Here is a 21728-nt window from a genome sequence, read left to right on the forward strand (position 1 = left end):
GTTTACCTCCTTATTCCGCTGCATTTGGTGTAACTCACGCAGACGGATCATGTTCTAAATTAATGAAACTACTTCTAACCGTTCATCGGAACTTGCATTCCTATCTATATGAAACCAACACGTAATGGCTACAATATCATTCTATCCTTTGACAACAGGCAGAAATTGTACCTCTCCATCATACACTACGATTTAACTCAATCGGCAGTATATTATTTTTACTTTCCTAGACAGAACTGGGAGAAAATCTGATCAATTAATGCATCATGTGCTGTATCTCCAACAATCTCGCCCAAATGCTCCCACGCCAAACGAACATCAATCTGAATCATATCGATCGGAATGAACTGCTCTGCTGCTTCATAGGCATCCACCAGGGACTGCTTCGCTTTTTTGAGCAAAGCAATATGACGCACATTACTGACATAGGTCAGATCTGCTGACTCCAGTTTACCACTGAAGAATAGTGTAGAGATGGCATCTTCCAGTCGATCCACACCCAGATCATCTTTCACCGACATCGGTACAAGCCGTTCTTCCGGAATGTAACGAAGCAACACGTCACGTTCTACCTGTGGCGTTAAGTCCATTTTATTCATAATGATTATCGATTGTCTACCGCGGATTTGTTCCAATAATTCAATCTCATCGGGATGAAGTGGCTCCGCAGCATTCACAACCATCAAGATCAGATCGGCTTCACTTACCGCAGAACGAGAGCGTTCTACCCCAATCTTCTCTACAACGTCCATTGTTTCCCGGATTCCTGCCGTATCCAGCAATTTCAGTGGGATATTATTGATCGTAATGAACTCCTCGATCACATCACGAGTTGTTCCTGGAATGTCCGTGACGATGGCCCGGTTGTCTTGCGCAAGTGTATTCATTAATGAGGATTTACCTACGTTAGGTCGTCCAACAATAGCCGTCGTGATACCTTCTCGCAGGATCTTACCTTGCTCTGCTGTAGTCAGCAATTTATCAATTTCAGTCATAACCTGACTGGACTTTTCTTTAATAAAATCAGACGTTAACGACTCCACATCATGCTCGGGATAATCGATATTCACTTCAATATGAGCCAGTGTTTCCACCAATGTATATCGTAGATCACGCAATTTGGAGGACAACTTGCCTTCAACCTGTTTCAATGCAACCGAGAAAGCCCGGTCCGATTTGGAACGAATAAGATCCATGACACCTTCCGCCTGAGACAGGTCAATCCGCCCATTAAGGAAAGCACGCTTCGTGAACTCACCGGGTTCAGCCAGACGAATATCAAGCTGCAATAGGAGGTCCATGACCCGTTTTACGGACACCACACCGCCATGCGCACTAATCTCCACGACATCTTCTGTTGTGAACGAGCGCGGTGCTCGCATGACCGTAACCAATACTTCCTCAATCTTTTCCCCATTAACGGGATCTATGATATGACCATAATGAACCGTGTGAGATGCTGCCTGAGTTAAAGGGGTTTTGCTGCGAAAAATCTTTTCCGTCTCCGACACTGCTTCCGGGCCGCTGACCCGGATCACGGCGATACCCGCCTCTCCGACAGCCGTTGATATCGCTGTGATCGTATCACTGATCATAGTTATCTCTCCTTGCTCTATTTTAAATTGCCGTCCCTCTGGGGACGCCATATCCATTTTCAAATCTATTAATGATATATCATATGACATGTTGCTTATCGTATTAAGTCCACTCTTTACTTGTTCTACGCACCTTATCAAATTGCTTCTGTACGAAAAAAGCAATGGCTTCTGCACCGGGCAGGAAGCCATTGCGTCTTCAATTTCGTGTTATTTCGTCGTAATAACCACACGCCGATTAGGCTCCTCGCCCTTACTTAACGTCTTAATCTGCGGGTGATTTTGCAGTTTTGCATGGATGACTTTTCGTTCGAGCGGAGGCATTGGTTCCAGTACAACTTCCTTACCGGTACGGATTGCTTGTCCAGCCAACCGTTCAGCCAGATCCTCCAGTGTCTTCCGCCGACGTTGACGGAAATTCTCCGCGTCAAGCACAATTCGAACGAAGCTTTCCGAATATCGGTTCGCTACAATGTTCGTTAGATACTGAAGCGCATCCAGCGTCTGTCCACGTCTGCCAATAATCATGCCCAGATCTTCGCCGGCAATATTGAAGATATGTCCATCCCGCTGTTTTTTGATATGCACTTCAACATCCAGTCCCATACCTGCTGCGACCTCTTTCAAGAAAGCAGCCGCTTCTTCATAGGGATTTTTAGCTGCAACATCCTCGAGTAATGCATCCACTTCAGATTTGTATGCAGCTGGCTTGATCGGCTGTGGAACAACTTCCGGTACAGGCAATAATTTCACTTCAACTTTGGCCGCCCTCACCCCGAACAAACCCAGGAATCCTTTTGACGGCTGCTCTAACACTTGTATCTCGACCTTGTCCCGACTTACGCCAAGCTCGGTCAATCCTTGGTTTACAGCATCTTCAACGGTTTTTCCTGACGTAATGACTTTGGTCATTTCGATTTTTTGGCCCCTTTCGACCCTTTTCCAGAGACGGTCGCTTTGCCACCGTTTTTGCGTTTAGCTCCATTTTTGGAAGAGCTATTCTGCTTCACGTTGACCTCAGCCACGATTTTATCATTATTCCGGTAAAGGAAATAGTTTTGCACGATCGTGTAGATGTTACTGTAGAACCAGTACAGCGGAAGTGCTGACGGGAACTGATAAGACATCACGAAGATCAAAATCGGGTACACCCACAGCATAAACTGCATCGGACCCACTTGCTGTGCAGGGTTCATACGCATCATCATCCATGTTTGAATGAATGTTGTGATGGCAGCCAGCACTGGCAAAATAAACAGGTGATCGGGTGATCCGAGCTGGAGCCACAAGAAATCATGCGTTCTCAGACTGGAGTTTCCGTAAATTGAGTTATAAAGTGCGATGTAAATCGGCATCTGAATGATAAGTGGCAGACAACCGGCCATCGGATTAACTTTGTTCTCCTGGAACAACTTCATTGTTTCTTGCTGAACTTTCTCAGGTGTATCTTTAAACTTGGCTTGAATCTCCTTCAGCTGCGGCTGAATCGCCTGCATAGCTTTGGAGCTACGGACTTGTTTCATTGTTAGTGGTAAAATCAATGTCCGTACAATAAGCACCATCACGAGGACGGCCAGTCCATATTCACCGTTAAACCAGTTGGCGAATGTATCCAGCGCCAGTGAGAACCAGTACACAACATTGCTTTGCCAGAATGAGCCACTATTCTTCAGATCTTCCGTAGTAACCCCGGCTCCTTGTGGAGTACATCCGGCGAGTACAGTGACCATTGCAATGACTGCAATGAGGAGAATCCACTTCCCCTTTGATGTCTTCAATCGCGACACTTCATAACCCCTCTCTTAACCATTCCATTCCATCGTAAAATCATACCATAATTAGGAGGACAAATAAACCGAAGCTTACCGCTTGCTCGACTTCAAAAGAGAGCCCTTTCGCATCGCATGTAGCAGGCTTTTTTCCATTTCCTTATAGGGCATGTCCAGTGCACCTTTTCTGACGATAAAAATCAGATCCATCTGCGTGACGATCTCATGCTCATGATGACGAACAATTTCCTTGATCATGCGTCTCATCCGGTTGCGTACGACAGCGTTTCCGATTTTCTTGCTGCATGATACGCCGACCCGAAATTGTTCCGTATCTTTACGGCGACAGCCATACACCACGAATTGATGATTGGCAAACGATTTCCCATACCGGTATACGCGACTAAAGTCCGCCCGGTTTCGTAGACGCAGTCTTTTATACACGGCGCTTCTCCTTGCTCTTCTCCACCAATGTTATTGACGGAGGCCTCATTACTGATTTAGTATAGGCTTTCTTGAATGACGGTAAACCGCCTTGGCGACAACTTCATTTGGGATGATTGTTAATCAGCTACTTGAACTGATCCGCATTCATCCGGGATGAATGTTGATTGGCCATTTAAACCTATCAACGATTCATCATTATATAAGGTAAGTTTTCGAAAAATGGAAAACTCACTCAACATACATTCGTGTGTGTTCAGCACTTTTTCGCAGACCATTCAGACCTGATCTGTAGCAGCATCCAGTCTGATTTGAGCTAATTAAGAAAAAAAAGACCACCTCGGTGGTCTTCAATGCATTAAGCACTCAGGTTTTTACGGCCTTTAAGGCGACGTGCGGCCAAAATTTTACGGCCGTTGCTCGTGCTCATTCTTTTCCGGAAACCATGAACTTTTTTACGTTTGCTAACGTTCGGTTTGAATGTAGGTCTCAATGTATTGCACCTCCTCACAAGGAAATACTTATGTGATGAATCACTTTCATCTTCACAGAAAACACCTTTATATATTTAACCATGATCACCTGGAAAAGTCAACTGCATGGCGCAAGGCTTCTCCCTCTTTTATATACACTCTTCATCCCACCCATAGTAATGACCACAGTCCGTTCACTTCAATACCAATATCAAGCCCCGAAGAGAGTCCTGAAAGTTATCCCCAGACCCCGATCAGATCACCATATTTCAGCTTTATAGTTATCCACACCCTTCAATACCTGTTATCTCCTTCATTCCATCCTGTTTGAAGTTATTCACATGTGGATAATGATTATAGGCTATTAATATCGTCATATTCTAATCCAGTTGTATCCGCTTCAATTAAGGTTTACAAGCTTTTGAGAAAGGTGTAGGATAAAAATCACATCTTGTATACAAGTATATGGATGGAGCTGATTTACTTACCCGCATTTAGTAGTCCTTTGAAAAGAACATTAACCGTTAGCTTGTAGCTACAGACTATGGATTGAACTGAATGTCCAGTCCGCAAAATAGTTATGCTATGATCAGTAATGAACTGATTACTTATTAATAGGAGCGTTAGCCATATGTTATTTCCTTCTTCCTGGCTTCAAGGGGCTTCCCGTGGTGAAGCCATTGCCTGCGAATTAAGGCTGCGGATCATCAGCGGTACCCTTCGACCTGGAGAGATTTTGTCGGAAAATCGAATTGCGGCTGATTTTGACAGCAGTCGTTCACCTGTTCGTGAAGCGTTACGAACATTGTCCAATGAAGGACTTATTCGACTTGAACGTATGGGTGTCGTTGTCATTGGACTACGAATCAAGGATGTCGAAGAATTGTATGATGTCCGTTTCCTGATTGAAAGTTTTGTGCAGCAGCGACTTGCTGGTGATGTCCCAGAATCATTAATCACCCAGCTGCGTAACGTGATCGACAAAATGCAACTTGCTGGACGACATCAGGACGCCGTCGAATTCGCCTATCAGGATCTCGTTTTCCACGAAACCATCATTGAAGCTGCTCATCATTCCCGTATTTCACATCTTTGGAAGAGTATTCGATATGTTGTGATGACCGTTATGCTGCTCACAACGCGTAGAGTATTTGTTCAAGGCGAGCAGAAAGTAAGCGCTGTAATTGAGAAACACCTTTTGCTTGTTGAAGCACTTGAATCAGGTGACAAGATGCTCATTCAGGCTGGAGTCCGCACGTATTTCCAAGATTCTGGAAAAACCCTGCACGAAAGCTTTGATTCCTAATGGGTGCAGATGTTTGCAATCATATCCGTCGTGAATGATTGCGGCTTAACTTGTCGACAAGTATACAAAATGCGATTTTGTTTCAAATTTGGGCATGATAAAACTACATTTTTCGCCAACACCTTCTGTAGTACTGGTACACAATTAATTGTTGACGATAATTTCACTTGTAAGCGTTCTATATCAGAAATAAAGGAGCACACAACATCATGAGCACTCTTTTTGGACTATCCCACAACGCAACACTATTGGTTTGGACGTTAATTGCGATCGTTTTTCTGATCGTTTTGATCTCCAAGTATAAATGGAATCCCTTTATCACCCTGCTGTTGTCCGCATTAATGCTCGGTTTGCTTACAGGCATGAAACCTGCTGATGTGATCTCTTCCATTACCGGGGGACTTGGCGGCACACTTGGAACCATCGCAATTGTTATTGCTCTCGGTACAATGCTTGGTAAGATGATGGCCGAATCTGGCGGTGCCGAGCGCATTGCAACTACATTGGTTGATCGGTTCGGTGTGAAACGTGTGCACTGGGCCATGATGATTGTTGGATTTATCGTTGGTATTCCTGTTTTCTTCGAAGTCGGCGTGATTTTGATGATCCCCATCATTTTCACCGTTGCACGTAAAACCAACATGTCTTTGCTGCAGATTGGTATTCCCATTTTGGCGGGTCTGTCGACTGTACACGGTTTGGTTCCACCACACCCGGCGCCAATGATAGCGATTGAAGCCTTCAGCGCGGATCTGGGTAAAACCATTTTGTACTCCCTTATTGTTGGTATTCCTACAGCGATTATTGCAGGTCCTTTGTTTGGTAAATTTATTGGTAAAAGAATACACACCGAACCGCCAGCAGAACTGGCTGAACAATTCGCAACCAAAACAAACAGCAACATGCCTGGGTTTGGTATTACCCTGTTTACCATATTGCTGCCGGTTATTTTGATGCTAATTGGTTCCATAGCAAGCATCATTGACCCAAATGCCACGAGCGGCTTCACCGTTTTCAGTGAATTTATCGGTCATGAGATCATTGCTTTGCTCATTTCAGTTGTATTTGCCCTCTTTTCACTCGGCTTTGCACGTGGATTCACCAAACATGATATTTCCCGTTTCACCAGTGAGTGTCTGGCGCCTACGGCGACCATCATTCTCATTATTGGTGGAGGCGGTGCCTTCAAACAGGTATTGATCAATAGTGGTGTGGGTAACGCGATTGCTGAAGTCGCTACCCATGCCAACATCAACGTAATCCTGTTTGCCTGGCTTGTCGCTGGGCTCATTCGTGTAGCTACCGGTTCAGCAACCGTAGCCATGACAACAGCCGCCGGTATTGTCGCTCCAGTGCTTGCACTCACACCAGGGGCCAATATTGAGCTGGTTGTACTCGCCACAGGTGCGGGGTCACTCATCTTGTCTCATGTAAACGATGCGGGATTCTGGATGATCAAAGAATTCTTTAATATGAGCGTTTCCCAGACATTGAAAACGTGGACCGTTATGGAAACACTATTATCTGTAGTGGGACTGATCTTTATTTTGCTCCTGAGTACAGTGGTATAAATGGAGTATCTATAGTAGAAAGAAATTAAAATCTTATCGCTTTCTGGAGAAAGAAGGATTAAATACATGAACAACTATATGATTGGGATCGATATTGGTACCACCAGTACCAAATCCGTGTTATTTACCGAGCAGGGCTCCGTCATCAGTACCTCAACGCAGGAATACCCTTTGTATACCCCGGCACCCGATGTTGCCGAGCAGGACCCTGAAGAGATTGTACAGGCGGCCCTCCGCTCTGTACGAGGAGTCATGGATCAGAGTGGTGTTGCTGCCGAGCAGATCCTGTTTGTATCCTGCAGCTCGGCTATGCATAGTGTCATTGCCATGGGACAGGATAATAAACCCTTAACCCGTTGCATCACCTGGGCGGATAATCGAAGTGCAGCTTGGTCTGCCAAGCTGCAAGAGAATGGATTGGGCCATCGCATCTATCTGCGCACAGGTACACCGATCCATCCCATGTCACCGCTGACCAAATTAATGTGGCTGCGCCACGATGAACCTGAACTTTTTGAGAGCACCGCCAAATTTATTTCGATTAAAGAATATCTGTTCTTCCGTCTATTCGGACAATATGTCGTCGACCATTCCATCGCTTCCTGCACAGGTTTGCTCAATCTGGAACAACTGGACTGGGACGCAGAGGCCCTTGAGGTTGCAGGCATTACACCCGACCATCTCTCGAAGCTCGTACCTACAACACATATATTAGAAGGAATGAATCACGAATCGGCTGAAAAAATGGCCCTCTCCCCCTCCACGCCCTTTGTTATTGGCGCAAGTGATGGGGTTTTATCCAATCTCGGCGTGAACGCCATTGAACCTGGTGTTGTCGCAGCAACCATCGGAACCAGCGGGGCCATTCGCACTGTCGTGGACCGTCCAGTTACCGATCCCAAAGGTCGAACCTTCTGTTATGCCCTCACAGAGAATCTTTGGGTCATTGGTGGACCTGTGAATAACGGCGGCATGCTGTTTCGTTGGGTACGGGATGAATTCGCCGCGTCTGAAGTGGAGACAGCGAAGCGACTTGGTATCAATTCCTATGATGTACTGACCAAAATTGCCGAACGTGTCCGGCCGGGATCGGAAGGGCTTCTGTTCCATCCGTACCTTTCGGGCGAACGTGCCCCTTTATGGAATCCGGATGCCCGTGGCTCCTTTTTTGGCTTAACACTCCATCACCAGAAAGAGCATATGATTCGTGCTGTCCTGGAAGGGGTTATTTTCAACCTATATACGGTACTGCTCGCCATGGAAGAACAGATTGGGCAACCTACCTCCATTCAAGCCACCGGTGGGTTTGCACGCTCTCCTCTCTGGCGCCAGATGATGTCTGATATCTTCAATCAGGAAGTGGTTGTACCCGAGAGCTTCGAAAGTTCCTGTCTGGGTGCCGTCGTGCTTGGTTTGTACGCTACAGGGCGGATCCAATCGCTTCATGCCGTTTCTTCCATGGTCGGTACAACGCATCGGCATACCCCTGTCAAAGAGAATGCTGTACTCTACCAAGAGCTGCTGCCCATCTTTATTCGGATCTCTCGCAAACTGGAAGAGGAATACGCAGATATCGCTGAATTCCAGCGTAAGATGTCCCTTCCCCGTCTCTAAATCATCAATCCATACTTCGTCCCTACACCAAAAAAAGAGGGTGTCCTCTAAAACCAAAAATCGGTTTTAGAGGACACCCTCTTTTGCTATACACGCATAATCTATCCTTTGATTTCATATTATACATTCATACAATTCAACCTCCATATTCGAGCATCAGCTTACCTCTTGATCCTGATAATTCTCATTACATATGTCTCAAAATGAAGTCATCTATGTCCATTATTCTTATACATTGCCATCACAGAATTACCATCTGCTCAGAAAATACACCACTGATCTTGTTCAATTAAAAGCATGAGTTTACTCCCCTCTCCATATCCATCCAGACACTGAATTCGTCGCTTTCATCATCGCCCCATTGGCAAGAAAAACGCGAGGGTGAGAGGTCACTCTTTTTCTGATCTCAATCATGCTTTGTTTTCACTTCACGGTTATCCACAGACAGGTTATTCACAAACGAAGAATACTTTTACACACAATTTGGCATCATTTGACGGATAACCTGTGTATAAGACATTTTTGGTTTTTGGGTCATTCTGTCGAAAATTAAACAGTTTATAAACAATATATTGTGTTGTGACTAAAAATTATACACAAGTTATTGAATTTGTGGATAAAATCACGCGATACGTTGAAATGCGGGGTTTCTTTTGCTATGATTGTATTACTTTTGGATGTGAATATGTGATCTGACCCATAATATTATCAACAGCCTGTGGATAAAGTTGTGAACAATTTTCCGTTGTTCATACTTTTTTTGTTTTCGACCTGCGGGGGTTTGGGGATAAATTCAACAATATATCTCGTATTTCGACACTGCATCATGGCTTAAGCCACACTTGGAACATGTAAAAGGAGTGACAGTCTGTGGACAGCCATACTTCTGATTTATGGCAGCAAATTTTATCAATCATACAAAACAAACTCAGCAAACCCAGCTTTGACACCTGGTTCAAAGCAACCAAAGCCACCAAGCTGAATGACCGTTCAATCGTCATTTCCGCACCAACCACGTTTGCCGTCGAATGGCTGGAGAGCCGTTACACCAAATTGGTTGGCTCGACGGTATACGAGTTGCTTGGCAAGCAAGTCGATGTGAAATTTGTCATCGAAGAGAACAAGCCTGCTGAACCGGACCCGCAACTGCCGGCTCCAACGCCTACAGTTGTACAGGAAGAAGCCGTACTCAGCATGCTGAATCCGAAATATACGTTCGATACATTTGTCATCGGGCCGGGCAACCGTTTTGCCCATGCCGCATCGCTGGCGGTCGCTGAAGCGCCCGCCAAAGCTTACAATCCTCTCTTTCTGTATGGAGGAGTAGGTCTCGGTAAAACTCACTTGATGCATGCGATCGGACATTATGTTCTGGAGCATGATCCGGGCAGCAAAGTCGTTTATTTGTCGTCTGAGAAATTCACGAACGAATTCATTAACTCGATCCGTGACAACCGCGGGGAGAGCTTCCGTAACAAATACCGGAGCGTCGACATTTTGCTCATTGATGATATTCAGTTCTTGGCGGGAAAAGAATCAACACAAGAGGAATTTTTCCATACGTTTAATGCGCTGCATGAGGAACGGAAGCAGATTATCATCTCCAGCGACAGACCACCGAAGGAAATTCCGACACTGGAAGAACGGCTTCGTTCTCGCTTTGAATGGGGGTTAATCACGGATATCCAGCCTCCAGATTTGGAGACAAGGATCGCAATTTTGCGGAAAAAGGCACGTGCGGAAAACTTGGATATTCCGAATGAAGCGATGATGTACATTGCCAACCAGATTGACACCAACATCCGTGAACTGGAGGGCGCCCTGATTCGGGTCGTTGCTTATTCTTCACTGACTAATCAAGATGTAACCACTCATCTGGCAGCTGAAGCACTGAAGGATATTATTCCTTCCAGTCGTCCCAAAATGATCACTATTCATGACATCCAACAAAAGGTCGGCGAGTATTATAGCCTTAAGCTTGAAGATTTCAAAGCACGGAAACGGACCAAGGCAGTTGCTTTTCCAAGACAGATTGCCATGTATCTCTCTCGTGAACTGACAGACTTTTCTCTGCCCAAAATTGGGGAAGCATTCGGAGGACGAGATCACACCACTGTCATACATGCTCACGAAAAAATCTCCCAAGCGATTAAAAACGATCAGGATCTCTATAAAGTTATCAACAACTTAACCGAAAAAATAAAGAATCCAACCTGAACAAGTCCCAAGCCTATGCACAACGTATACACATGTGGATAGGCTTGGGTGTACGGGTTTATACCCACTTATCCACATATTCAGTGCCCCTATTACTATTATTACTAAAAAGATCTTAAAGATATCATCTCCAAAATAGCCATTTCGGAGCTTAGCCTTCGGCCTTTGAAAAACACCTTTTAACACCCCAACACCCAAAAAAACAGCTAGGAGTGAAACCATGAAAATCAGCATAATGAAAAACTACTTAAACGATTCCATACAGCAAGTATCCAAAGCGATCTCGAGCCGTACGACGATTCCGATCCTGAGCGGTATTAAATTCGACGTCAATCATCAAGGTGTAACGTTGACAGCAAGTGACACCGATATATCCATTCAATCCTTCATCCCGCTTGAAGATGGAGATAAAAGCGTAGTTCAGGTAGATCAACCCGGCAGTGTAGTTTTGCCAGCCAAGTTTTTTGTGGAGATCATCAAAAAGCTGCCATCACAGGAAGTGCACATGGAAGTCAAAGAGAACTTCAACACCTTTATCTCCGCAGGTGCTACCGAAATTCAACTGGTAGGTCTGGATCCGGAAGAATTCCCGGTACTGCCAAGCATCGAAGAAAACCAAACCGTCTCCATTCCAGGAGATTTGCTGAAAAATATGATCAAACAAACGGTCTTCTCCATTTCCACACATGAGACTACTCCAATCTTGACAGGTGTACTCTGGAGTTTGGGTGATAACGAATTGAAATTTGTGGCAACAGACCGTCACCGTCTTGCTACTCGATCAGCAATGCTGGATAATGCAGAGGGTATCCGCTTCAACAACGTAGTCATTTCCGGTAAAACGCTGAACGAGCTCAGCAAAATTGTTCCGGATCAAAATACCCTTGTGGATATCGTTGTTGCAGATAACCAGGTCCTGTTCAAAATCGACCGTGTATTGTTCTACTCCCGTATTTTGGACGGAACATATCCGGATACTTCTAGAATTATTCCAACGTCATACAAAACAGAACTTGTTTTAGATACAAAAAAATTAAGTGAATCCATTGACCGGGCTTATTTGCTGTCGCGTGAAGAGAAAACAAACATCGTGCGTATGCAAACGATGGATTCGGGATCCGTTGAAATTTCTTCAAGCTCTTCCGAGCTAGGTAAAGTAAGAGAAGAAATCGAACCTGCCGAGTTTACAGGAGATCCGTTAAAAATCTCGTTCAACTCCAAATACATGCTGGATGTGCTGAAAGTTGTTGAAAGTGAGCAACTGATGATTGCTTTTACAGGAGTCATGAGTCCAATTATCTTGAAACCGCTGGATGACAGTCACAGCCTTTACGTGATATTGCCATATCGGACGACCAACTAACGAAAGGAAGATCATAGTGAACCAAGTTACGATTCGTACGGAATATATTAAGCTTGATCAATTTTTGAAACTGGCTGATTGCATCCCAACTGGAGGTATGGCCAAAGCTCTGCTTCAGGAAGGACTTGTACGTGTGAATAAAGAGCCTGAGGAACGCCGGGGACGTAAGTTATACCCTGGGGATATCGTTGAAGTGGACGGAGAAGGCACATTCGAAGTTGCTGCAGAATAAGAAGACCAGTTCGATCCTGCTGCCTCCTGACGGACGGGATAAAAGGGAGGTTACCGCGTGTTTGTGAACAGCATTGATCTGCAGAATTTCCGCAATTATGAACATCTGAGACTGGATTCTTTTGGTCCCGTAAACTTGTTGATCGGGCAAAATGCCCAAGGCAAGACCAATCTTGCAGAGGCGATTTTTGTACTTGCACTCACCAAGAGCCACCGTACATCCCGTGATAAGGAGTTAATCCGTTTCGGTGAGGAACGTGCCAGACTTGCAGCAGAGGTCGACAAAAAGTACGGATCGGTCAAGCTTGAACTATCTTTGTCGCAACAAGGCAAAAAAGCAAAGATTAACGGCCTGGAGCAGCGCAAGTTAAGTGATTTTGTCGGAGCGCTCAATGTGGTGATGTTTGCACCGGAGGATCTGGAAATTGTAAAAGGCACACCGGGGGTCCGCCGCCGGTTTCTTGACATGGAGATTGGACAGGTTGCACCTGGCTACCTGTACCACCTGCAGCAATACCAAAAAGTGCTTGTCCAACGAAATAATTTGCTTAAGCAGTTATGGGGAAAAGGGGCATCGGCCCAGACCATGCTTGAGGTGTGGAACGAACAACTGGTCGAGCATGGTGTTAAAATCGTCAAAAAAAGGAAACAATTCATAAAGAAACTGCAAAAGTGGGCAGAAACGATTCATCAGGGGATCACCGGAGGCGGAGAAGTCTTACGGCTGGCCTACCTTCCTTCCTTCAGCGAAGCCGCTGAGGAAGATGAAGCTGTCTTAATGGACCAATTTATGATAAAATTATCACAAATGAAAGAGCAGGAGATTCGCCGAGGCACAACCCTTAGTGGGCCGCATCGGGATGACCTGTCCTTTTTCATTAACGATCGGGAAGTACAAACATATGGCTCGCAGGGGCAGCAGCGCACAACGGCGTTGTCCCTTAAACTTGCGGAAATTGAACTGATTCATGAAGAAATCGGAGAATATCCAGTTCTGTTGCTGGATGATGTTCTGTCCGAGCTGGACCCTTTTCGCCAGACGCAGCTGATCGAAACGTTCCAGAGCAAGGTGCAAACCTTTATTACGGCTACGGGGATCGAGAGCCTGAACGTTGACAAGCTCAAAGATGCCAGTATTTATCACGTTCATGCCGGACAGGTTGAACGCTAAGGAGTGAGGGGCTTATGTACATTCATCTGGGCGGTGAGAAGATCATCCGTTCTTCCGAATTGGTCGCTATTTTTGATATATCGATTGAAAAATCCTCAAAGATCTCCAAGCAGTATGTCACGCATGCCGAGCAGGAAAAAACAGTGGAACACATCGGCGAAGAGGAAGCCAAGTCCATTGTGGTGACCAAAAACATTGTGTACTACTCGCCTATTTCCTCAGCCACGCTGAAAAAGCGGGCTCACATTTTTCCGGATCTCTAGCGTTGTGTGGCATAAAAGATGTCTCTTTTGCTGCTTGTCTTTAAATTTGAATAGCTGCTGAAATGAAGGACGTTGCCTATTTCAGCAAACAATTATTAGTTAACGCATATTTACGATATTGAATCTATAGAAGTAGGTGAAAGGCATGTCTATGAATCAACCGTCATATGATGCGAATGAAATTCAGGTCCTTGAAGGATTGGAAGCCGTGCGGAAGCGTCCGGGCATGTATATCGGTTCCACCAGTTCCAAGGGCCTGCATCATCTGGTCTGGGAAGTAGTGGACAACAGTATTGACGAAGCGCTTGCAGGTTACTGCGACCACATTGAGGTCAGTATCCATGAAGACAATAGCGTGACTGTAGTCGATAACGGACGGGGTATTCCTGTCGGCGAACATACCAAAATGAAACGTCCTGCACTTGAGGTAGTTATGACTGTCCTCCATGCAGGGGGAAAATTTGGCGGCGGCGGATATAAAGTATCCGGTGGTTTGCATGGTGTTGGTGTGTCCGTTGTGAATGCACTCTCTGAAAAAGTGGTTGTAACGGTTAAACGTGAGGGACATATCTATCAACAGGAATATCGCCGTGGAGCTCCACAGTATGACCTGAAAGTGATCGGTACAACCGACGAAACAGGAACAACGGTTAGATTCCATCCAGATCCTGAAATTTTCACGGAAACAAGAGTGTTCGAATATGACATCTTGCTTGCCCGGATTCGTGAGCTGGCATTCCTGAACAAGGGCATCGGTCTTACATTGACGGATGAGCGTACAGGTGCAACCAACTCGTTCATGTACGAAGGCGGCATTATCGAATACGTCTCCTACCTGAACCAGAAGCGCGAAGTCCTGCATGAGAATCCAATTTACGTCGAAGGTTCCAGAGATAACATTCAGGTGGAAGTTGCCCTGCAATACAATGACAACTACACCGAGAATATCTATTCCTTCGCGAACAATATCAACACGCATGAGGGCGGAACGCACGAATCAGGTTTCAAGAGTGCCCTTACACGGATCATCAACGACTATGCTCGTAAGGCGGGTGTAATCAAGGACAGCACGGGGAACCTTTCCGGAGATGACGTGCGTGAAGGTTTGACGGCCATTATTTCGGTCAAGATTCCGGAACCACAATTTGAAGGACAGACGAAGACCAAGCTGGGCAACAGCGAAGTGCGTGGTATTGTCGAATCCTTGTTTGCCGAGAAACTTCAGGAGTTTCTGGAAGAGAATCCTTCCGTATCCCGTCGCATTTTGGAAAAAGGGCTGCAAGCAGCACGTGCGCGTGAAGCTGCCCGTAAAGCCCGTGAACTGACACGTCGTAAAGGTGCACTCGAAGTAAGCTCACTTCCAGGTAAACTGGCAGACTGTTCATCCAAGGATGCTTCAATTAGTGAATTGTACATCGTCGAAGGTGACTCTGCAGGCGGATCAGCGAAGCAAGGCCGGGATCGTCATTTCCAAGCGATTTTGCCGTTGCGTGGTAAGATTTTGAACGTGGAAAAAGCGCGTCTGGACCGGATCTTGGGTAATGCCGAGATTAGAGCAATTATTACGGCGATGGGTACAGGTATTGGTGATGACTTCGATATTGCCAAAGCCCGTTATCACAAAATCATTTTGATGACCGATGCCGATGTCGATGGTGCTCATATCCGAACACTATTGCTGACATTCCTGTATCGGTACATGCGTAAAATCATTGAGGCAGGTTATGTATATATTGCACAACCGCCATTGTTCAAGATTGAGCGTAACAAAGTGATTCGTTATGCCGGTTCCGAGAGAGAGCGCGATGAAATTATTGCAACGCTCGGCGAAAATGCGAAATTCAACGTTCAGCGTTACAAAGGTCTTGGCGAGATGAATGCCGGACAATTGTGGGAAACGACGATGGATCCGGAGAGCCGGACCATGATGCAAGTATCGATTAATGATGCCATACTTGCTGATACCATGTTTGACACCCTGATGGGGGATAACGTTGAACCGCGTCGTGACTTTATCCAAGAAAATGCAAAATACGTGAAAAACCTCGACATTTAACATATTCGAAGAGGCGCCTGAGAGGGCGCCTTTTTTATATTAGGGAAGGTATGGAACAGGGAAGGCGTATACTTAAATCTCCATATCCCTTTGTTATCTGCGTACACGTTTTTTGGCAGATGAAGCCTGTGCTTTAGGGGATGGCCGGGAGCTCTTACCCTTTTTGGAGGGCAAACGACCGTACGCAATCGCATAACGTTTGATCTTCCGGTACGCCTCTTTGTCCGGTAATAAGCCAAAGGCGTAAATGCCTGGCAGTGTGTTGACTTCAAGAATCCAGGGACGCCCTGCTTCGTCTAGCGCAATATCAATACCAATCTCTTTGAGTCTTGGAAATGATGTTTGCAATTGCACAGCGGTATGAATACCTAAGCGGTACAGCTCAGTGCGAAGTTTTTTGAAGCCATCCTGGTGAAGTTGGGGGAGTACAAGTTCTTCAAACGTGGCCAATCGCCCACCGCCATGAATGTTGGTGATGATTTTACCAGGGGCAGCAACACGTCCCAGAACACCTGTTGTTTCCCAGTTGTGTTGCAGATTTTTCTGAGTTAACACACGCAAGTCAAAAGGCAAATTTTCATGCTTCATCAGCGAGATTCCCTGTTGAATGATATATTCACGTTCCTGAATACGATCATTCAGTGCTCGTTCGAGTTCGTCCAGGGAATGATATGATCTCTCCTCTGTACCGTATTGGAGATGATATGTTGTTGTGAGATAGGTAGCTCTGGAGATAACAGCACTTGCTTCGGGTTCATCAGCCAAGTTTCGATCATTGGTTTCTTCCGAAACCTCTGCATCTGTGGTGGAATCTTCGGAATTAACAACAGGTTCGTATAAACGGGTTGTTCTCACCCGCATAACGCCATTACCGTAAGTGCCACGGTCCGGTTTGATATAGTTGGACTCAAATAATTCAGTCATTCGTTCCAGAGTTTGACGGCTATATTTTCGGGTCACTGGGATATATTCATTCACAATGCGACTGCGTTGTAACACGGCTGTTTTGGCCCATTTGCTGGAGACGCGTTGGATACCCAAGATTCATCAGTCCTTTCATGTTTTGTTCAGTTCTAAAGAGGGACCAGACACGGAGAAATCAAAGGACAAGAGACGATTTCAGTGGTATAATAGAGAAATATGGCGTTTTGTGCGATGAGCTGCACAATTTGCAGTTTGATCGTAGGACGGGAATGGCTTTAGCCTCGGTAGGCACAGTACATATGCCGTTTTTCTAGCATTGTATGTGCAATTGGGGAGGAAGGCAGGGCGTATCCCCAGACACGCAGAAGTTCCCGGAAGAAAGGCTATTGCCCAGCGGACGTTTAATTGTGTAACTTTTGTGAAAGTAATATAATAAAGAGTAGCGTTCTTGCGCGGTTTTAGCCTTGTTAGGCTTTTCACATATAATCAATTTTTTTGCATGACGGAATGGAACGTTTGTTGAAGGACAAGAAGGAGGTCCAGCATGGCGGAAGAAATGAACTCTCAGATTACAGATCGGGATATAGGCGTCGAGATGCGTGAATCGTTTATGGATTATGCGATGAGCATCATCGTTAGCCGTGCCTTACCTGACGTGCGTGATGGATTGAAGCCGGTTCACCGGCGTATTCTGTACGCGATGTCAGAGCTCGGCATGACACCCGATAAACCACATAAAAAATCAGCCAGAATCGTCGGCGAAGTTATCGGTAAGTATCACCCACACGGTGACTCTGCTGTTTACGAGACGATGGTACGGATGGCACAGGATTTCTCCCTGCGTTATATGCATGTAGATGGACATGGTAACTTTGGATCGGTCGATGGTGATATGGCAGCAGCCATGCGTTATACCGAAGCACGTTTGTCCAAGATTGCTATGGAAATGCTCAGAGATATCAACAAGGATACGATTGATTTCCAACCAAACTATGACGGTGAAGAACATGAGCCAATCGTTCTGCCTGCTCGTTTTCCTAACTTGCTTGTCAATGGGGTCGGTGGGATCGCGGTAGGTATGGCTACCAATATTCCTCCTCATAACCTGGGTGAGGTCATTGATGGTGTACAGGCCATGATTCAAAATCCGGACATTACATCCATGGAACTCATGGATTACATTCAAGGACCAGACTTCCCTACGTCCGGCTACATTTTGGGCCGTTCAGGCATTCGCCAGGCGTATCAAACCGGACGTGGTTCAGTAACGATGCGGGCTAAAACCAACATCGAAGAGAATAACAACAAGGCACGAATTATCGTTACAGAGTTGCCTTATCAGGTAAACAAGGCGAGACTCGTTGAGAAAATCGCCGAGTTGGTACGTGATAAAAAGATTGATGGTATTACTGACCTTCGTGATGAGTCTGACCGTAATGGTATGCGGGTTGTAATTGAACTTCGCAGAGACGTGAATCCGGGGGTTGTCCTGAACAACCTGTACAAACATACATCGATGCAATCCACTTTCGGGATTAACATGCTTGCGATTGTTAATAAAGAACCTAAAATTCTGAACTTGCGTGAAGTGTTGTATCACTATCTGCAGCATCAGATTGAGGTTATTCGCAGACGTACGCAGTTTGAACTGAAAAAGGCTGAAGCTCGTGCACACATTCTAGAAGGTTTACGTATTGCGCTGGATCATATCGACGAGATTATTACGTTGATTCGTTCATCCAGTAATGCGGATGCAGCAAGAGAAGGTTTGATTGAGCGCTTCTCACTCAGTCATGATCAGGCTCAAGCTATTCTCGATATGCGTTTGCAACGACTCACAGGTCTGGAACGCGAACGTATTGAAAATGAATATAACGAACTTATGGTCAAAATCAGAGAGTATCGCGAAATTCTGGCCAATGAGCATCTGGTGCTTGAGATTATCAGTACGGAGCTGCAAGAGATCCGCGACCGCTTCAGCGATGATCGTCGTACGGAGATCACTGTAGGTGAAGAGAGTATTCTGGATGAGGACCTGATTCCACGTGAAGAGGTTATCATTACGATTACTCATACAGGCTACGTGAAACGTCTGCCGGTATCCACATACCGCAGCCAGAAACGTGGTGGACGTGGAGTCGTGGGTATGGATACGAAAGATACCGACTTTGTCGAGCATCTGTTTGTGACCAACTCCCACAATTACCTCATGTTCTTCACTGACAAAGGTAAAGTGTACCGTCTCAAAGCTTACGAGATTCCAGAGCTTGGACGTACCGCTCGGGGAACGCCGATTATCAACCTGATCCAGATCGAGCAGGGCGAATCGGTCAATGCCGTAATTCCGGTCCAGGAATTCGAAAGTGACAGATATTTGTTCTTTGCTACCCGCCAAGGGGTTGTGAAGAAGACGCCACTTGAGGATTACACCAATATCCGCAAAGGCGGCTTGATCGGTATTTCCTTACGTGATGATGACGTTCTGATCGATGTTAAGCTGACCGATGGATTGCAAGAGATCATCATGGGTACAGCTCACGGAATGTCTATTCGATTCTCGGAAGGTAATGTACGTTCCATGGGACGTAGCGCAACCGGGGTCAAAGGGATTACATTGGATGAACAGGATGCTGTTATCGGCATGGATGTAGTTGATAAAGAGCTTGATGTTCTGATCGTTACAGCCAAAGGTTACGGTAAACGTACACCTGTCAGTGATTATCGGATGCAGACTCGTGGCGGTAAAGGGATCAAGACTATTAATGTCACAGAGAAGAACGGCTCAGTAGTCAGCCTCAAAATGGTTAAAACCGAAGAGGATCTGATGATTATCACGTCCAGCGGTACGTTGATCCGGATGAGCATGGAAGGCATATCCACTATGGGTCGATACACGCAGGGTGTGAAGCTGATTCATATTCGTGACGAGGATTCAGTAGCTACAGTCAGCCGAATTGACAAAAATGAAGAGGAACCAGACGATGAGTCGCTTGAAGGCTTGGAAGGCGAGGAGTCCCAAGCTCCGGTAGTAAGCTTGGAAGAAGGCACCGTTTCTGACGCTGAGGTTAATGAAGTTGAGGGCGACGACGATTCCGGTTCGGAAGCATAAAATAGAATTTTATAAAGACTGATCTCTTTGAGATTGGCAGAAGATTGCGAGGGCTCCCACGGGGAGCCCTTTTGTTTGTATAAAGGAATCTCTTCTTTTATTCTTCCGAATCTGGGATGTACAGCCTGATTCCTGAGTAATATAATGGGAAATATCATGAAAAACCGGGACTATGGTCTTGTTTGTATTAACATAGAAGAACGATGAGTGAGGGGAATACACATGGGATTAATCACCCTGTCAGAAGTCAAACCAGGACTCAAACTTGGGAGTGATGTGCAAACACTTCGCGGCAACGTTCTGCTTCAGAAGGGAAAAGTCATTTTACCCAAGGATATGGAAGTGCTCAGAGCTTTTATGATTCAACAGGTAGATATTGAACAAGAAAGAACGGTGTCGAGTAGTACAGGAACCAAAGGTGCATCTGTGTCAGTAGGAAGTTCTGCCAATGACAACAATGGTGAACGGGCAGGGAAGACAGGGAACGTCACCACAGCTCCTGTAGTAACGTCTTTGCAGGATGAGTATGAGAAGATGGTCGGACTAACCAAAAATGCTTTCCTGTCCTCTCTGGCGGCTGAATTACCGGTCTATGAGTTACGTACACAGTTGGAGGCAGTGTTTGCACATCTCAAACAATATAATGTGCTTACCTTCAGTCCACGAGTAATGCAAGAGCATGATTATGTATATCACCATGCCGTACTGAGTGCGATCACATCCTATCAACTGGCTCAATGGATCGATCTCCCCTCCAAGGATTGGATGCAAGTGGCTTTTGCAGGCTTGTTCCATGATATTGGTAACAACAAGGTAGATCCGCAGATACTCCATAAACCATCCACGTTGACGGCCACAGAGCAGGAAGAGATTCGTCAGCATACGAAATATGGTTATCAGATCCTTAAACAGGCAAAGGCCATTAATGAGGGAGCCAGACTTGCAGCTTTACAGCATCATGAAAAAGTGGATGGTTCAGGCTACCCGTTGCAGCTTAGTGGGACGCAGATTCATATTTATGCCAAGATTGTAGCTATCGCTGATATTTTCCACGCCATGACGCTGGAGAAGATCTACCGCAGGGCACAATCACCATACCTAGTCCTAGAACAAATCCAAAGTGAGGCATTTGGGAAATTGGATCCTGCAATCGTAAGTGTTTTTGTTCAACGGTCGACCCAGATCCATAATGGCATCCGAGTGAAACTCAGCAATAACCAAATTGGAGAGATCGTATTCTCTGATCGAGATCATCCTACACGGCCTATGGTGTCAGTAGAAGGAACCATCATTAATCTGATGCAGCAACGGCAGCTTCACATCCAAGAGGTTATCGGATAACAATAGATATTAAAGTAAATTGATGAGAGGGTCTTTCTTTTATAGAGAGGCCTTTTACGTGAGATAAATGTGGAAATGTAGAAAAAAACAGAAAGATTATAGAAAGATATATAATTAATCAAAAAAAGACTTGCATTCAATAACTGTACATGGTATATTCTAATTCCGGCCAAGAAAACACGGTTTACACGGTGCGGCAAGCGAATGAAATAAGCTTCGAAAGAAACTTAAAAAAAAGAGCTTGCAAAGTTGGTTCGGATGTGATAAGATATAAAAGTTGC

At 45.5% G+C, this 21728-nt stretch carries 17 protein-coding genes; 11 read left to right on the forward strand and 6 right to left on the reverse strand.

What is annotated here, in order from left to right:
* Positions 1-218 precede the first annotated feature (218 nt).
* From mnmE to rpmH, 5 genes are all read right to left on the reverse strand, one after another.
* Entirely contained in the window at positions 219-1595 is a 1377-nt protein-coding gene (mnmE, locus tag C161_RS18400) for a tRNA uridine-5-carboxymethylaminomethyl(34) synthesis GTPase MnmE (protein ID WP_036671881.1), read from the reverse strand.
* 210 nt (positions 1596-1805) lie between these two features.
* Complete coding sequence (gene jag, locus C161_RS18405; RefSeq protein WP_036611977.1) at positions 1806-2507, reverse strand: RNA-binding cell elongation regulator Jag/EloR; 702 nt, start codon at positions 2505-2507, stop codon at positions 1806-1808.
* Positions 2504-3382 (reverse strand): YidC/Oxa1 family membrane protein insertase, encoded by an 879-nt coding sequence (locus tag C161_RS18410; RefSeq protein ID WP_036671883.1) that lies wholly within the window; start codon positions 3380-3382, stop codon positions 2504-2506. The genes jag and C161_RS18410 overlap by 4 nt, the downstream gene beginning before the upstream one ends.
* Positions 3383-3457: 75 nt before the next feature.
* The gene (gene rnpA / locus C161_RS18415) at positions 3458-3808 is read right to left on the reverse strand and encodes a ribonuclease P protein component (RefSeq protein WP_036611981.1); all 351 of its coding nucleotides are present in this window, start codon (positions 3806-3808) and stop codon (positions 3458-3460) included.
* 358 nt (positions 3809-4166) lie between these two features.
* On the reverse strand, positions 4167-4301 hold the full coding sequence (gene rpmH, locus C161_RS18420; RefSeq protein ID WP_017691413.1) for a 50S ribosomal protein L34: 135 nt from the start codon (positions 4299-4301) through the stop codon (positions 4167-4169).
* A 611-nt stretch (positions 4302-4912) separates the two neighbouring features.
* Between rpmH and C161_RS18425 the strand changes: the two genes are divergently transcribed.
* The 9 genes from C161_RS18425 (at position 4913) to gyrB (ending at position 16073) form a co-directional block, all read left to right on the forward strand.
* Entirely contained in the window at positions 4913-5587 is a 675-nt protein-coding gene (locus C161_RS18425) for a GntR family transcriptional regulator (protein ID WP_036671885.1), read from the forward strand.
* 209 nt (positions 5588-5796) lie between these two features.
* Positions 5797-7158, forward strand: a complete 1362-nt coding sequence (locus tag C161_RS18430; protein ID WP_036671886.1) for a GntT/GntP/DsdX family permease — start codon at positions 5797-5799, stop codon at positions 7156-7158.
* Between the two features lie 66 nt (positions 7159-7224).
* Entirely contained in the window at positions 7225-8772 is a 1548-nt protein-coding gene (gene gntK, locus C161_RS18435; protein WP_036671887.1) for a gluconokinase, read from the forward strand.
* Between the two features lie 870 nt (positions 8773-9642).
* On the forward strand, positions 9643-10989 hold the full coding sequence (gene dnaA / locus C161_RS18440) for a chromosomal replication initiator protein DnaA (protein ID WP_036611990.1): 1347 nt from the start codon (positions 9643-9645) through the stop codon (positions 10987-10989).
* Between the two features lie 220 nt (positions 10990-11209).
* A complete protein-coding gene (gene dnaN / locus C161_RS18445; protein ID WP_017691408.1) occupies positions 11210-12352 on the forward strand; it encodes a DNA polymerase III subunit beta in 1143 nt (380 codons plus the stop codon).
* A 16-nt stretch (positions 12353-12368) separates the two neighbouring features.
* Positions 12369-12584 carry a S4 domain-containing protein YaaA gene (yaaA, locus tag C161_RS18450; protein WP_036611994.1) on the forward strand — a complete coding sequence of 72 codons (216 nt, stop codon included), beginning with the start codon at positions 12369-12371 and terminating at the stop codon, positions 12582-12584.
* A 57-nt stretch (positions 12585-12641) separates the two neighbouring features.
* Positions 12642-13754 (forward strand): DNA replication/repair protein RecF, encoded by a 1113-nt coding sequence (gene recF / locus C161_RS18455; protein WP_017691406.1) that lies wholly within the window; start codon positions 12642-12644, stop codon positions 13752-13754.
* Between the two features lie 14 nt (positions 13755-13768).
* The gene (remB, locus tag C161_RS18460; RefSeq protein WP_017691405.1) at positions 13769-14017 is read left to right on the forward strand and encodes an extracellular matrix regulator RemB; all 249 of its coding nucleotides are present in this window, start codon (positions 13769-13771) and stop codon (positions 14015-14017) included.
* A gap of 145 nt (positions 14018-14162) precedes the next feature.
* Positions 14163-16073, forward strand: coding sequence for a DNA topoisomerase (ATP-hydrolyzing) subunit B (gene gyrB / locus C161_RS18465; RefSeq protein ID WP_036611997.1), 1911 nt, complete (start codon positions 14163-14165; stop codon positions 16071-16073).
* Between the two features lie 93 nt (positions 16074-16166).
* On the opposite strand, the gene C161_RS18470 is transcribed toward gyrB, so the two are convergent.
* Complete coding sequence (locus tag C161_RS18470) at positions 16167-17114, reverse strand: YheC/YheD family protein (protein ID WP_036671888.1); 948 nt, start codon at positions 17112-17114, stop codon at positions 16167-16169.
* Between the two features lie 427 nt (positions 17115-17541).
* Between C161_RS18470 and gyrA the strand changes: the two genes are divergently transcribed.
* Both gyrA and C161_RS18480 read left to right on the forward strand, forming a co-directional pair.
* Positions 17542-20106 carry a DNA gyrase subunit A gene (gene gyrA / locus C161_RS18475; RefSeq protein WP_036671890.1) on the forward strand — a complete coding sequence of 855 codons (2565 nt, stop codon included), beginning with the start codon at positions 17542-17544 and terminating at the stop codon, positions 20104-20106.
* A 222-nt stretch (positions 20107-20328) separates the two neighbouring features.
* Entirely contained in the window at positions 20329-21447 is a 1119-nt protein-coding gene (locus tag C161_RS18480; protein ID WP_036671891.1) for an HD-GYP domain-containing protein, read from the forward strand.
* Positions 21448-21728 lie beyond the last annotated feature (281 nt).

The sequence above is a fragment of the Paenibacillus sp. FSL R5-192 genome (genome assembly GCF_000517845.1).
GTDB lineage: Bacteria > Bacillota > Bacilli > Paenibacillales > Paenibacillaceae > Paenibacillus > Paenibacillus amylolyticus.

Excerpts from the sequence above, each read along its gene's own strand:
- mnmE (WP_036671881.1), bottom strand. The coding sequence starts at position 1,595 with ATGATCAGTGATACGATCACAGCGATATCAACGGCTGTCGGAGAGGCG.
- jag (WP_036611977.1), bottom strand. The coding sequence starts at position 2,507 with ATGACCAAAGTCATTACGTCAGGAAAAACCGTTGAAGATGCTGTAAAC.
- C161_RS18425 (WP_036671885.1), top strand. The coding sequence starts at position 4,913 with ATGTTATTTCCTTCTTCCTGGCTTCAAGGGGCTTCCCGTGGTGAAGCC.
- C161_RS18430 (WP_036671886.1), top strand. The coding sequence starts at position 5,797 with ATGAGCACTCTTTTTGGACTATCCCACAACGCAACACTATTGGTTTGG.
- gntK (WP_036671887.1), top strand. The coding sequence starts at position 7,225 with ATGAACAACTATATGATTGGGATCGATATTGGTACCACCAGTACCAAA.
- dnaN (WP_017691408.1), top strand. The coding sequence starts at position 11,210 with ATGAAAATCAGCATAATGAAAAACTACTTAAACGATTCCATACAGCAA.
- remB (WP_017691405.1), top strand. The coding sequence starts at position 13,769 with ATGTACATTCATCTGGGCGGTGAGAAGATCATCCGTTCTTCCGAATTG.
- gyrB (WP_036611997.1), top strand. The coding sequence starts at position 14,163 with ATGTCTATGAATCAACCGTCATATGATGCGAATGAAATTCAGGTCCTT.
- gyrA (WP_036671890.1), top strand. The coding sequence starts at position 17,542 with ATGGCGGAAGAAATGAACTCTCAGATTACAGATCGGGATATAGGCGTC.
- C161_RS18480 (WP_036671891.1), top strand. The coding sequence starts at position 20,329 with ATGGGATTAATCACCCTGTCAGAAGTCAAACCAGGACTCAAACTTGGG.